The following is a 13,476-nucleotide window of genomic DNA, read 5'->3' on the forward strand; positions in this document are numbered from 1 at the left end:
TCAAAGCGAAGCTTGGCGCGTCATCTGAGGCGAAAACGCGTCGAACAGGGGGCTTGGGCGCGGCGCCGTTGCTCACTCGCCTGATAGGTGAATCTCACGTGTCCTAATCTTCACCGTCCCAAGCTTGACAGGGGGGAGGGGCAAGACGCTAGTGGGCGGTTCAAGTATGGTTAACGCTTAAGGGGGAGCGCATGGCCATTTTCCATGAAGCAGCCCTCGGCGTGCGTGACATTGCGCGGAGAGGCCTGACCTTGGCGGTTCTGGCCGCCATCATTCCGCTCACCGGCGGCTGCGAGCCCAAGGGGGGGCCCGGCGGCTCCGCCGGCCGCATCGCCGTGGGTGGCCCCGCCTGTCCCCGCCCTCAGGCGGCGATCGGCGTGCAGCCGCAGTTCAACGCCCAGGAGCAGGAAATCCGCGCCCTGAGGCGCCAGGGGTTCCAGGGCGATTTCTTCGCCCAGATCGACCTGGCCCGCCGCTATTCCGGCCGCGACGCCCAGGAGAAGAACCTGGCCGATCCCGTGGAGTCGGCGGTCTGGTACGAGCTGGCCCTATCCAATCCCGACGGCTACGCCCCCATCGTCGCGGGGGTCGATCCCAAGCGGGGCAACCGGGGCGGCCCCGGCTCCAAGCTCAACGACTGCCGCGCGGCCGAGCGGCGCGGCGCCTATCTCTCCCTGGACCGCCTGCTGGACCGCATGAGCTCCGACGAGCGCCAGCAGGTGCGCGACCGGGTGATCTATGTGCTGTCCAGCCAGGGCGCCCCGGGCTTCCGCACCCTGGCGCGGCTGCACGATGTGTCCTTCGGGCCATTCGGCGATCCCTCCGACGGCTCGCCCATCGATCCGCGCGACCTGACCAAGGTCAAGCCGCCGGCGGCGGCGACCCTGTTCACCCGCAACGACGTCGACGTCTATCTCTACAACTACCTGGCCGCCCAGGGCGGCGACGTCGCCGGCTATGTCATGTTGAAGGACTTCGAGCGGTCCTCTCCGGAGCGCGCCTCCCTGGGGTCCGACGCCGAGGCCAAGGCGCGGCGCTGGGTGCCGCCCTACGAGTTCTATCCGCCCCAGGCGCCCGATTCCGGCGTGCCCCATTCCGACGAGACCGCGACGCTCGGCGAGGCCGAGGGCCTGGCGGTCAGCCGCATCGACGAACTGCCCTTCCAGCACATCGCCGCGGCCCTGGCCTATCTGCGGGTGATCCCGCAGCCGGTGTCGGCCCAGAGCCAGCTCTCGCCCGGCGACATCCAGACCTTCCAGGCCATGATCGGCCGCCCCGCCACCGGGGTGTTCACGCCGCTGGAGAAGGTGCGCGCCATCCAGTACGCGGCGGTGAACGGCTCGTCCCGGTCACAGCTTGCCCTGGCGGTGATGTACGCCGAGGGCGTGGGGGTGCCGCGGGACTATGCGCGGGCCTTCCACTGGTTCGCCGAGGCCGACAAGCAGGGCAGCCCCGAGGCCAAGTACGCCATGTCCACCTACTTCTCGCTGGGGGTCTCCGGCGTCGCCGACCAGGACAAGGCCTCGGCCGTCGTCTACCAGATCGATGGGGCGCTCTCGGGCTTCAAGCCGTCGGCCCAGCGCCTGCGCGAGGTCCTGGCCCAGGTGGCCCGCGCCCCCAGCCGACCCACAGAAGGAAGCTACCGGTGATCGCACACGCCCTGCGTCGGCTGGCGGGCCTTGGCGCCGCCGTGGCCGGAGCCGTCCTGTCCCTGAGCGTGGCGGGCCAGGCCCAGGCCATGCCGGACGCCAAGGTGGATCAGCAGATCCGTCCGAACTTCGGCATCCTGCTGGCGCCGCCCCTGCGCCATCCCTACCGGCCGGCGGCCTGGAAGCCGCGGCGCGGCGGGCCGGGCTACGATTATTACGGACCCCGTGGCCAGCGGCGGCCGCTCTATCTGGATTCCATCACCGTCGACTGCGGCGACGCCCGGTCGGGCGGCGCGCCCCTGGCCGACGCCATCTACAACCTGGCCGACAATGGCGTGCTCTACATCCGCTCGCGCGGCGGGGTCTGCCGCGAGACCCTGGAGATCGACCACCCGGTGATCATCGCCGGCGAGGGCGCTCCGGCCTTCGGCGGCGCGGGGTCCGGCGTCGCCAAGCTGAGCCCGCCGGACGGCATGCCCTGCATCCGCATCGCGCCCGGCGTGAAGGGCGTGGAGATCCGCGACCTGGTGATCGAGGCCGGCCAGGGCGGGCGCAGCGCCTGCATCGAGGCCCAGGACGCCGACGTGGCCCTGATCCGCTCGTCCCTGCGCTACCAGGGGGACGCCTCGGCGGTCTTCGTCCAGGGCGGCAGCCTGATCGTCCGCAACAGCATCATCGACGCCCGCACCAATGACGCCGCGGTGGTGGCCGACGGCGCCCTGGTGGACATCCAACAGTCCAGGGTCACCGCCGACGTGCGCGGTCTCGACATCACCCCCGCCCCCGGCCAGAGCCGCCTGGTGCAGGTGGGGGTCATCGCGCCGGGCCCCGGCCTGCCGGGCTCCACGGCGGTCACCGTGCGCGACCAGCGCAGCGGCGCCGGCAGCCTGCTGATCGCCAACAGCGTCATCAAGAACTGGATCACCGGGGTCTATGTCGACCGCGGCGCCCAGGTGGAGCTGGTCCACAACCGCATCCTGAAGGTCCGCCGCGGCGTGCTCTCGGACTACGGCCAGGTTCGCGTGCGCCAGAACGCCATCGCCGCCGACGACTACGGCGCCTACTTCGCCGGCGGCCGCCCGGAGGTGGCCTATAACCGCTTCATCGGCGCGGGGATGGACTATGAGCGCGGGGTCGATCCGGTCACCGAGCCCAACTACGTCTATTCCCCCCAGGGCTGCGGCTACCGCATGCCCCCCGGAAGCTATTGCCGGCCGATGTCGGAAATGCCCAAGGCGATCATGGACGAGAGCGGCTTCGACTCCTCGGGCCGCTACGGCTGGGAAGTGGACGGCTATGAGCGCGGCTATCAGCGCGACGGCGCGCCGCAGCCGCGGTCCTACGTGCCGCCCCCGCCGCCGCGCCGGCCGATCTTCGGACACCGGCCGCCGCCGCAGCCGCCTGCCTATCCCCAAGGGTCCGGGAGCTATTCCGGCGGCCCGCCCCCCATGGTCGGCGCGCCGAACTACTAGGGCGTGGGGGCGTGAAGCGGCGACCGGTTCAGGCCTCCGTCACGCCCCAGACCTATGGTTTGTCGAAAGCTGGTGAGCCGTTGACCGTGGCCGGGAAGGTGGGCGGACGGCGGACCTTGGCGGCCTGCTCGAAGGCGTAGCCCAGGGACAGAAGCCGGGCCTCCGACCACGCGGTCCCGATGAAGGACAGCCCTACCGGCAGGCCCTCGACATAGCCCGTGGGCACGGTGAGGTGCGGATAGCCCGCCACCGCCGGCAGCTCCGAAGGCGAGCCCAGCCAGCGGCCGCCGTTCACCCGGTCCACCACCGAGGCCGGCCCGCCGCTTTCGGCCACCAGAACCTCCACCTTGGCGTCGGCCAGCATGCGGTCGATGCCCTCGGGGCCCGCCAGTCGCCGCGCGGAGGCGCGGGCGGTGAGATAGGCCGGGTCGTCCAGCCCCGGGGAGGCCTGGGCCTCCTTGAAGGTCTCCTGGCCGAACAGGACCGTCTCCCGCGGCTCCAGGTCGTTGAAGGCGATGAGGTCGGCCAGGGTGCGGGTCTTCACCTGGTCGGGCGAGGTGGTGGCCAGATAGGCGTTGATCCCGGCCTTGAACTCCACCCGCAGGATCAGGTCCTCCAGGGCGCCCACCTGACTGGTGTCGGGGGGCGTCACCTCCACCAGGGTGGCGCCGGCGGCCTTCAGGGCGGCCAGGGCCTGGTCGAACACGGCGTCGGTCTGGGGCGAGCGTCCGGCGGTGACCCGCAGCACCCCGATGCGGGCGCCCTTCAGGGCGGCGGGATCCAGGGCCTTCAGATAGTCGGTCCTGTGGCTGTCGGCCTCGAGGGTGGCCGGATCGGCGGGATCGGAGCCGGCCAGGGCGGTGAGCAGGGCCGCGGCGTCGGCGACGTTGCGGGCCATCGGCCCGGCGGTGTCCTGGCTGGCGGAGATCGGCACGATGTGGGTGCGGGAGATCAGGCCGACCGTGGGCTTGAGCCCGACGATCCCGTTCATGGCCGCCGGACAGGTGATAGAGCCGTCGGTCTCGGTGCCGATGGCCGCCACGGCGAGTCCCGCGGCCACGGCGGCGCCCGATCCGGCGCTGGAGCCGCAGGCGCTGCGGTCGAGGGCGTAGGGATTGCGCACCAGGCCGCCCACGGCGCTCCAGCCGCTGATGGAGCGGGCGGAGCGGTAGTTGGCCCATTCCGACAGGTTGGTCTTGCCCAGGATCACCGCCCCGGCCTCGGTCAGCCTGCGCACCAGCGGCGCGTCGCGGCCGGTGATGTTGTCCTTGAGCGCCAGGGAGCCGGCGGTGGTGGCCGTGCCGTCGGCGGACTCGATGTTGTCCTTCAGCAGGATCGGCAGGCCGTGCAGCGGCCCGCGCACCTTGCCGGCCTTTCGCTCGGCGTCGAGCCGGCGCGCGTCGTCCAGGGCGTGCGGGTTGAGGACGATGACGCTGTTGAGCTTCGGCCCCCGCTCGTCGAGGGCGGCGATACGGGCGAGATAGGTCAGGGTGAGGCCCTCGGAGGTCGCCTGGCCCTTGATCATGGCCTGGCCCAGGTCCTTGACGCTCCCGAAGGCCAGGGGCTCGGCCGCGAGGGCCGGTCCCGCACCGAGCGCCAAGCCCGCCATCACCCCTGCCATCCGTCGCATGCCCGCTTCCCCCGCACGCGGTCATTGGAGGGCGCCGGCAACGCCTTGACCAGACATGACGAGGGCCGCGCTCCATGGGAACGCGGCCCTGCCTATTTGTTCCACCCACTGGGGGGAGGGGAGGGTGGAACCTGACCGTTCAGGTAGGAAACCTGTCTAGTTCTTCAAGGCGTTGCGGGCGGCGTCCTTCAGCTCGCCAACGCCCTTCTGCACCTTGCCGACGGTCTTTTCGGCCACGCCTTCGGCTTCCAGGCGCTCATTGCCGGTCACCTTGCCGGCGGCTTCCTTGATGGAGCCCGAGGCGTCCTTGGCGGCGCCCTTGATGGTGTCCTTGTGCATGACGGTCTCCTTGAGCAGTGGGGCGAGGGGAGGCTCGCCCTTCGCCTTTCTCTACGCGCAAGGAAGCGTGTTCGTTCCGTCAGGCCCCGCCGGTTCGATCCAGCAGGGACTCGAAGGCCGCGCGGGCCGCGGCGCGGGCCCCGGTGTCGTCCAGCAGGCGGCGCATCTCGTTGTGGCCGAGGATGAAGCTCTTCATCTGGAAGACCGCGCCCTGGGCCTCGGCGTCGGTGATCGGCGGCTCGCGCAGGGCCTTCATCTCGCGGGCCAGGGTCTGGCGCCAGCGGCGCACCCGGGTCTGCAGCAGGTCGCGCATGGGGCCGGGCTGATCGTCCAGCTCGGTGCTGGCGGCCATGATCAGGCAGCCGCCGGCGGCGTTCTCCACCTCGGTCCAGTCCAGCCAGCGCTCGAACACGGTTTCCAGCCGCGCGCGGCCGGGGGGAAGGCTCTCGGCCGGTTCCCAGACGAAGGCGACGAAGCGGTCGAACCCCCTGTCCAGGGCCGCCAGCTCCATGGCCTCCTTGGACTCGAAATGCTTGAACAGGCCGCTCTTGGACAGGCCGACGGCCTCGGCCACGTCGTTCAGGCTGACGGCGCCGAACCCCTTGATCGCGGCCTGACGGCCGGTCTCCTCGATGATCCGCGCCCGGGTCGCCTCGCCCTTTTTCAACGTCCAGCCCTCACGGCCAAGCCTCCCGCTTGACAAAAAGTGACCGATCGTGCCTTTTCTAGGCCAGTGACCGATCGTGCCCTTTTCTATCGCATGGAGCGAATTATGCAAACCAAGGTTCTCTCAGCCGCCGTCCTGGCGCTCGCCCTCCTGGCCGCCAACGGCGCCAGCGCCGCCGAGGGCTTCCGCGCCCAGGCCAAGCTGCTCACCCCCGTGGCGGCGCCAACCACCACGGTCGTCAGCAATGTCGAGTGGAAGTGCGACGGCGACGCCTGCCTGGGCGTCTCCAAGTACGCGCCAGGCCTCGACAGCTTCATGAAGCAGTGCCGCAAGGTGCGCGCCGCCCTGGGGCCCCTGGCCGCCTATTCGAGCCGCGGCGTGAAGATGAGCGACGCCGACGTCGCCAACTGCAACGCCGGTCCGCGCTAGAGCCTTCCCCCTCCGGCGCGCCGCCTGCCGAAGGGCCGCGGGCGGCGCGCCGACTTTTTGAGCCGCTTGGAGCCGCCGCGGCGGCTCCGCGCCGCGCCGACGTTGCGCAAGACGCGCCCGACCGCTATCTCCGCACCCGAATTCCCCTCTTTCGAAGAGCGAGCGCGGACGCCCCATGGCGCAGCAGTACATTTATCAGATGCAGGGCCTGACCAAGGCCTTCCCCGGCGGCAAGAAGGTGTTCGAGAACATCTGGCTGTCGTTCTATTCCGACGCCAAGATCGGCGTGGTCGGGGTCAACGGCTCGGGCAAGTCGACCCTGCTGAAGATCATGGCCGGGGTGGACAAGGAGTTCAACGGCGAGGCCAAGGCCGCCGATGGCGTCAAGATGGGCTACCTGGAGCAGGAGCCGCACCTGGACGACCAGCTCAATGTCTGGGGCAACATCATCTCCTGGTGCGAAGAGAAGAAGATCTTCGACCGCTACAACGAGGTCGCCGCCAAGCTGGGCGAGGACTACACCGACGAACTCATGGAGGAGATGACCGCCCTCCAGGAGAAGATCGACGCCGCCGATATGTGGGACATCGACTCCCGCATCGAGATGGCCGCCGACGCCCTGCGCTGCCCGCCCAACGACTGGCCGGTGGACAACCTCTCCGGGGGCGAGAAGCGCCGCATCGCCCTGGCCCGCCTGCTGCTGTCCAAGCCCGACATGCTGCTGCTGGACGAGCCCACCAACCACCTGGACGCCGAGTCCGTGGCCTGGCTGCAGCACCACCTGGAGGCCTTCCCGGGCTGCGTCATCCTGGTGACCCACGACCGCTACTTCCTGGACCAGGTGACCAAGTGGACCCTGGAGCTCGATCGCGGCAAGGGCATCCCCTACGAGGGCAACTATTCCGGCTGGCTGGAGCAGAAGACCAAGCGGATCGTCCAGGAGCAGTCGGAGTCCGAGGCCCGCCAGCGCGCCATGACCCGCGAACTGGAATGGGTGCGCTCGGGCGCCAAGGCCCGCCAGGCCAAGTCCAAGGCCCGTCTGGCCGCCTATGACGAGATGGTCCGCGAGCAGGAGACCTCCCGTCTCGCCCAGACCACCGCCACCATCCAGATCCCGCCCGGCCCACGCCTGGGCAATGTGGTGCTCGAGGTCGAGAACCTGGAGAAGGCCTATGGCGACAAGGTCCTGTTCAAGGACCTCTCCTTCAAGCTGCCCCCCAACGGCATCGTCGGCGTGATCGGGCCCAACGGGGCCGGCAAGTCGACCCTGTTCAAGCTGATCACCGGCCAGGAGACCCCGGACGCCGGGACCTTCCGGGTCGGCGAGACCGTGAAGCTGGCCTATGTCGACCAGAGCCGCGACGCCCTCGATCCCACCAAGACCGTCTGGCAGGAGATTTCCGGCGGCCTGGACGTGCTGGCGGTGGGCAAGCGGGAGATCAACACCCGCTCCTATGTCGGCTCCTTCAACTTCCGCGGCGGCGACCAGCAGAAGAAGGTCGGCCAGCTCTCGGGCGGGGAGCGCAACCGCGTCCACCTGGCCAAGACGCTCACCACCGGCGGCAACCTGATCCTGCTCGACGAACCGACCAACGACCTGGACATCGAGACCCTGCAGAACCTGGAAGAGGCCCTGGAGGAGTTCGCCGGCTGCGCCGTGATCATCTCCCACGACCGCTGGTTCCTGGACCGCCTGGCCACCCACATCCTGGCCTTCGAGGGCGACAGCCACGTGGAATGGTTCGAGGGCAACTTCGAAGCCTATGAGGACGACAAGAAGCGCCGCCTGGGCGCCGACAGCCTCATTCCGCACCGCCTGAAGTTCCAGAAGTTCGCGCGGTAGGAGAGCGGCTCCCACCTACCCGGTTATCCGGGTTGCGGCAGGTCGCGGGGAGCGGGTAGGCTGCCACCCTGAGTTGGGAGGTTGCCTATGCCGATCCTCGGGACCGCGAATGCGGACAACCTCAATAATCCCGACCCCTACAGCCATGGCGACACGATCCAGGGCCTGGCCGGGGACGACACGATCACGGCTGGCAGTTCCGGCAATGATGTCCTGGAGGGCGGGACCGGCGACGACCGGCTGATCGGTACGGCCACGGCCTCCTACGAGCACGCCGCGGGCGGCGTCAGCGTCAGCCTGCGGATCGCGGGCGCGCAGGCCGTCGGCGGGGGAGAGGGGACCGACACCCTCATCAATATCCGGGCGGTGATCGGCGGGGGCTTCGCCGACACCCTGGTGACGGCGGACGGGGTCTACTTCCAGGAACTGACCGGCGGCGCGGGGGCCGACAGCCTGCTGGGCGGAACCGCCACCGAGAAGCTCACCGGCGGCGACGGCGACGACACGATCGACGCCGGCAATTCCGGCCTGGCGCTCACCGGCGGGTGGCAGCACGACCTGCTCTATGGCGACGCCGGCAACGACCTCCTGCGCGGCGGGTCCGACGTCATCTCGGACGGCGGCTCCGGCGACGACCAGATCCTCGGGGCCAGCGAGGCGCACGGCGGCTTCGGCCATGACACGATCGTCGGCGCCGAGCGCAGCAACGCCTTCTTCGGCGCCGACCTGCATGGCGCTGACGGCAATGACAGCATCGTCGGGACCACCCAGGACGACATGATCTATCCGGGCGGCGGGGCCAATACGGTCTCGGCGGGCGCGGGAAACGACCAGATCTTCGTGCTCGACGGGTCAGACTCAGACCTTGGCATCGGCAACGACGTCATCGACGGCGGGACGGGAATCGACACTGTCAATTTCGGCGTCGGCTATGCGCAGTGGAACTATTCCTACTCGCCGGTCTCGGTCGACCTGACGACGGGGGCGGCCAACACCACCGGGGTCTATGTGAACATCGGCACGGTGCAGGGCGTCAGCCACAGCACCCTGACCAACGTCGAGAACATCGTCGGCAGCCAGGGCGCCGACACCATCCTGGGCTCGGAGGGCGACAACCGCCTGACCGGTCAGCTCGGCGCCGACACCATCATGGGCCGGGGCGGCGGCGACACGATCGACGGCAACCAGAGCCCCTTGGGCGGCAAGGACGGCGCCAACTATCTGAGCGGCGACGCCGGCAATGACTCCGTCCAGGGCGGAACCGGGATCGACACCGTCATGGGCGGCGACGGGAACGACACCCTGCACGACTGGGGCGGCTCCAACTACATGCGCGGCGAAGACGGCGACGACGTCCTGGAGGGCGGCTCCGACTTCGACGACATGCTGGGCAATATGGGGAACGACACCCTGCATGGCGGCTATGGCGACGACTGGGTGGTCGGCGGCAAGGACAACGATCTGCTCTATGGCGAGGCCGGCGGCGACATCGTCTACGGCAACCTGGGCGCCGACACCTGCTACGGCGGCGACGGCTTCGACTGGGTGCGCGGCGGCCAGGCCAACGACATCGTCGACGGCGGGGCCGGCGACGACTGGCTGTGGGGCGACCGGGGCGACGATACGGTCACCGGCGGGGCCGGGGCCGACATGTTCCACTTCTTCTCGGGTGCGGGCCTCGATCGGGTGACCGACTTCAACTACGCCCAGGGCGACCGGGTGATCATCGACTACGGGACCTACACGGTCACCCAGGTCGGGTCAGACACCGTGATCGACCTCGGGGGCGGCGACAGCATGGTGCTGGTGGGCGTCACCGCGTCGAGCCTGCCCTTGGGCTGGATCACCACCCTCTAGCCGATCCGCGCGCCCAGCATGCTGATGCTGCCCAGGTCGACATAGTCGTTGAACAGGCTGACCGGCTCGCCCGGCTCCGTCGCGCCCAGGGCGTAGAGCAGGGGCAGATAGTGCTCGTCGACGGCCATGCCGGCCTCGGGCCCGAGGCCGCCGGGATCGACCAGGGCCGCATGGTCGCCCGCGACCAGGCGGTCGCGCACGGCCTCATGGAAGTGCTGGGCCCAGGCCAGGGGCTGGGCGTTCTCGGCGCGTACGGCGGCGCGCAGGTTGTGGACCACATCGCCGGAGCCGAGGATCAGCACCCCCTCGTCGCGCAGGGGCGCCAGGCGACGGCCGATATCGTAGTGGGCGGGCATCGGCTGGCTGAGGTCCATGGCCAGCTGCACCACCGGCACGTCGGCGTCCGGATACATGTGGGTCAGGACCGACCAGGTCCCGTGGTCGAGGCCCCAGTCCTGATCGGCGCGCACCGCCATCGGCGCCAGCAGCTCGGCGGCGCGGGCGGCCAGCGCGGCGTCGCCCGGGGCGGGGTACTGCATGTCGAACAGCGGCTGCGGGAAGCCGCCGAAGTCGTGGATGGTTTTGGGCGCCGCCATGGCGGTCACCGCCGTCTCGTTCAGGCACCAGTGGGCGGAGATCGCCAGGATCGCCTTGGGGCGCGGCAGACCGGCGGCCACCTGGCGCCAGACCTCGGCGGTGGGGCCGCCCAGGGCGTTCATGGGGCTGCCGTGGCCGACGAAGACGACGGGCATGCGGGAGGGCGTGTTCATACCTCCCATATGGCGCCGCCGGCTTGCCGTCCAAAGCGCGGTTCCTGAAACGCTGCGTCCCTCTGGGAGAGACGCCTAGACGTCGAAGGTCACGCCCTGGGCCAGGGGCAGGTCGCGGGAATAGTTCAGGGTGTTGGTGGCCCGGCGCATATAGGCCTTCCAGCTGTCGGAGCCCGCCTCGCGGCCGCCGCCGGTCTCCTTCTCCCCGCCGAAGGCCCCGCCGATCTCAGCGCCGGAGGGGCCGATATTGACGTTGGCGATGCCGCAGTCGGAGCCCACGTCGCTGATGAACAGCTCGGTCTCCCGCACGTCGTTGGAAAAGATCGAGGAGGCCAGGCCCGCCGCCGTGGCGTTCTGCAGGGCGATGGCTTCAGCGAGGTCCCTGTAGCGCACGACATAGAGGATGGGGGCGAAGGTCTCGCGCAGCATGGGGCCGGTCTGGCTGGGCATCTCCACAAGGGCCGGGCGGACATAGACGCCGGGGCGGTCGACCCGCTGGCCGCCGTGGACGGTCCCGCCACAGGCCTTCGCCTCGGTGAGCGCCGCCCGCATGGCCTCATAGGCCGCCTCGTCGATCAGCGGGCCCAGCAGGGTCCCGGCTTCCCGGGGATCGCCCACGGGGACCGAGGCGTAGACCGCCTTCAGGCGGCCGACCAGGGCGTCGGCGACGTCCTCGTGGACGAAGAGGCGGCGCAGGGTGGTGCAGCGCTGGCCCGCCGTGCCCATGGCCGAGAAGGCCACGCCCCGCAGGGCCAACTCCAGGTCGGCGGAGGGGGCGACGAGGGCGGCGTTGTTGCCCCCCAGCTCCAGGATGGCGCGGGCGAAGCGGGCGGCCAGGACCGGGGCCACGGCGCGGCCCATGGCCGTGGAGCCGGTGGCCGACAGGATGGCGACCTTGGGATGGGCGACCAGGGCCGCGCCGACCTGGGCGCCGCCCTGGATCACCTGGGAGAGGTGGGCGGGGGCGTCGCCGAAACGGGCGGCGGCCTTGAGGAAGACGGCCTGCACGGCCTCGGCGGTCAGCGGCGTCTTTTCCGAGGGCTTCCAGACCACGGGGTTGCCGCAGACCAGGGCGAGCGCCGCGTTCCAGCACCAGACGGCGACCGGGAAGTTGAAGGCCGAGATGACGCCGCAGACGCCGAGGGGGTGCCAGGTCTCCATCATCCGGTGGCCGGGACGCTCGGTGGCGATGGTCAGGCCGTGGAGCTGGCGCGACAGGCCGACGGCGAAGTCGCAGATGTCGATCATCTCCTGGACCTCGCCCAGGCCCTCGGAGGTGACCTTGCCGGCCTCCAGGGCCACCAGGCGGCCGAGGTGGTCCTTGGCCAGGCGCAGTTCCTCGCCGAACAGGCGGACCAGTTCGCCGCGGCGCGGCGCCGGGACCTTGCGCCACGCGAGGAAGGCCGCGTGAGCGCGCTCGACGGCGGCGTCCACCTCGGCGGGGGTATGGGCGCGCAGGGTGGCGAGGAGCGCGCCGTTGATGGGGGAGCGGGCCGGCAGATCGGCGCCCTCCAGGGCGGCGAGGTCGACGCCGAGGAGGTTCAGGGTGGCCATCAGGTCGTCGCGGACGGCGGGGAGGGGGCGGACGTGGACGTTCATCTCAGGCTCCTCAGGCGACCGCGGCGACCGGGGCGTGGGCCACGTGGTCGCCGGGCTGGCGGTAGGCCTTGCCGAAGCGGTTGGCCAGGAAGTCGGCCAGCGCGATCTCCTCCTGGCGGACATAGCCTTGGCTCGGCAGGCGGCCGGCGGCCAGCAGGTCCAGGACGGTGCAGATGCCCGCCGCCGTGGTGACCTGGATGGCGCTCCAGAAGCCCTGGCCATGGTGCTCGCCCATGACCTTGCCGGCGTAGCTCTCCTGCATCAGGCGGCCGCCGCGCCAGCCGGAGGCGGTGACGAAGAAGACCACCACGTCCTGCTCGGTGCCGGGGACCGCGCCCTCCAGGACATCCTTCAGCAGGTCGCGGCGGTGGCGCAGGTTGAGGTCGTTCAGCAGGGTTCGCATCAGGGCGCAGTGGCCGGGATAGCGGACCGATTTGTAGTTCAAATTCCGCGCCTTGCCGGCCAGAACTTCAGCCAGGGAGCCGAGGCCGCCGGAGGTGTTGAAGGCCTCGTAGGTGACGCCGTCGAGGCTGAAGGTCTCCAGGCCCTCCAGGGCCGGGACCTCGCGCAGCTCCCCCTCCACCAGGGCCTCGCAGGGTTCGCAGTACTCGTTGATCACCCCCTCGGTCGACCAGGTGAGATTGTAGCCGAGGCTGTTGGAGGGATAGCGGGGCAGGGCGCCGACCCGCAGGCGCAGCTCCTCGACCCGGTCGAAGCCGCGGGCCAGCTCGGCGCCGGCGATGGAAATGAAGCCCGGCGCCAGGCCGCACTGGGGAATGAAGGCGCCCTTGGCGTCCGCCGCCAGGGCCTTGACCATCTTGGTGGTGGCGACGTCCTCGGTGAGGTCGAGATAGTGGCAGCCGACCCGGGCGGCGGCCTGGGCGACGGCGCCGGTGAGGTGGAAGGGGGCGGCGGAGAGGACGGCGAAGGCGCCGGCCAGGGCGGCGTCGAGGGCGACGGCGTCGGTGACGTCCAGCACACATGTCGACAGCCGTGGATGGACGGCCTGCAGGGCCGCCGACGAACGGTCCACGAGGGTCACGGCGTAGTCGCCGCTCTCCACCAGCATCTGGGCGATGATCGACCCGATCTTGCCGCCGCCGATGACCACGATCCTGCGCATGACGTCTCTCCCCTTGCCAAGGCTTGACGGTGGGCCGGTTTCAGGTCGATTTGAACAGACAGAGCGTGGGAAGCGCGCAGTCAGTCAGACGATATGCC

General features: G+C 70.2%; 11 protein-coding genes. 5 read left to right on the top strand and 6 right to left on the bottom strand.

Features of this window, described 5'->3' with window-relative positions; all coding sequences use genetic code 11:
- Nucleotides 1-191 precede the first annotated feature (191 nt).
- Both ACO06I_RS23305 and ACO06I_RS23310 read left to right on the top strand, forming a co-directional pair.
- Nucleotides 192-1,649: a tetratricopeptide repeat protein gene (locus ACO06I_RS23305; RefSeq protein ID WP_421935003.1), complete on the top strand. Its 1,458-nt coding sequence runs from the start codon at nucleotides 192-194 to the stop codon at nucleotides 1,647-1,649.
- Nucleotides 1,646-3,121 carry a hypothetical protein gene (locus ACO06I_RS23310; protein ID WP_421935004.1) on the top strand — a complete coding sequence of 492 codons (1,476 nt, stop codon included), beginning with the start codon at nucleotides 1,646-1,648 and terminating at the stop codon, nucleotides 3,119-3,121. The genes ACO06I_RS23305 and ACO06I_RS23310 overlap by 4 nt, the downstream gene beginning before the upstream one ends.
- Nucleotides 3,122-3,173: 52 nt before the next feature.
- On the opposite strand, the gene ACO06I_RS23315 is transcribed toward ACO06I_RS23310, so the two are convergent.
- From ACO06I_RS23315 to ACO06I_RS23325, 3 genes are all read right to left on the bottom strand, one after another.
- The gene (locus ACO06I_RS23315) at nucleotides 3,174-4,751 is read right to left on the bottom strand and encodes an amidase (RefSeq protein WP_421935005.1); all 1,578 of its coding nucleotides are present in this window, start codon (nucleotides 4,749-4,751) and stop codon (nucleotides 3,174-3,176) included.
- 156 nt (nucleotides 4,752-4,907) lie between these two features.
- Entirely contained in the window at nucleotides 4,908-5,090 is a 183-nt protein-coding gene (locus ACO06I_RS23320) for a CsbD family protein (protein ID WP_421935006.1), read from the bottom strand.
- A 79-nt stretch (nucleotides 5,091-5,169) separates the two neighbouring features.
- The gene (locus tag ACO06I_RS23325; RefSeq protein ID WP_421935007.1) at nucleotides 5,170-5,757 is read right to left on the bottom strand and encodes a TetR/AcrR family transcriptional regulator; all 588 of its coding nucleotides are present in this window, start codon (nucleotides 5,755-5,757) and stop codon (nucleotides 5,170-5,172) included.
- A gap of 105 nt (nucleotides 5,758-5,862) precedes the next feature.
- Here ACO06I_RS23325 and ACO06I_RS23330 point away from each other — a divergent pair, with 105 nt between their 5' ends.
- From ACO06I_RS23330 to ACO06I_RS23340, 3 genes are all read left to right on the top strand, one after another.
- A complete protein-coding gene (locus ACO06I_RS23330) occupies nucleotides 5,863-6,186 on the top strand; it encodes a CC_3452 family protein (protein WP_421935008.1) in 324 nt (107 codons plus the stop codon).
- Nucleotides 6,187-6,361: 175 nt separating this feature from the next.
- A complete protein-coding gene (gene ettA, locus ACO06I_RS23335) occupies nucleotides 6,362-8,029 on the top strand; it encodes an energy-dependent translational throttle protein EttA (RefSeq protein WP_421935009.1) in 1,668 nt (555 codons plus the stop codon).
- Between the two features lie 87 nt (nucleotides 8,030-8,116).
- Nucleotides 8,117-9,886, top strand: coding sequence for a calcium-binding protein (locus tag ACO06I_RS23340; RefSeq protein WP_421935010.1), 1,770 nt, complete (start codon nucleotides 8,117-8,119; stop codon nucleotides 9,884-9,886).
- Here the strand turns inward: ACO06I_RS23340 and ygiD are convergent.
- The 3 genes from ygiD to ACO06I_RS23355 all read right to left on the bottom strand — a co-directional run bounded on the left by ygiD (nucleotide 9,883) and on the right by ACO06I_RS23355 (nucleotide 13,378).
- A complete protein-coding gene (gene ygiD / locus ACO06I_RS23345; protein ID WP_421935011.1) occupies nucleotides 9,883-10,656 on the bottom strand; it encodes a 4,5-DOPA dioxygenase extradiol in 774 nt (257 codons plus the stop codon). The two genes, ACO06I_RS23340 and ygiD, sit on opposite strands and share 4 nt — an antisense overlap.
- A 75-nt stretch (nucleotides 10,657-10,731) precedes the next feature.
- A complete protein-coding gene (locus ACO06I_RS23350) occupies nucleotides 10,732-12,255 on the bottom strand; it encodes an aldehyde dehydrogenase family protein (protein ID WP_421935012.1) in 1,524 nt (507 codons plus the stop codon).
- Nucleotides 12,256-12,265: 10 nt separating this feature from the next.
- Entirely contained in the window at nucleotides 12,266-13,378 is a 1,113-nt protein-coding gene (locus ACO06I_RS23355; RefSeq protein WP_421935013.1) for a saccharopine dehydrogenase family protein, read from the bottom strand.
- Nucleotides 13,379-13,476: the final 98 nt, after the last annotated feature.

The sequence above is a fragment of the Phenylobacterium sp. genome (genome assembly GCF_965229015.1).
Classification (GTDB): domain Bacteria; phylum Pseudomonadota; class Alphaproteobacteria; order Caulobacterales; family Caulobacteraceae; genus Phenylobacterium.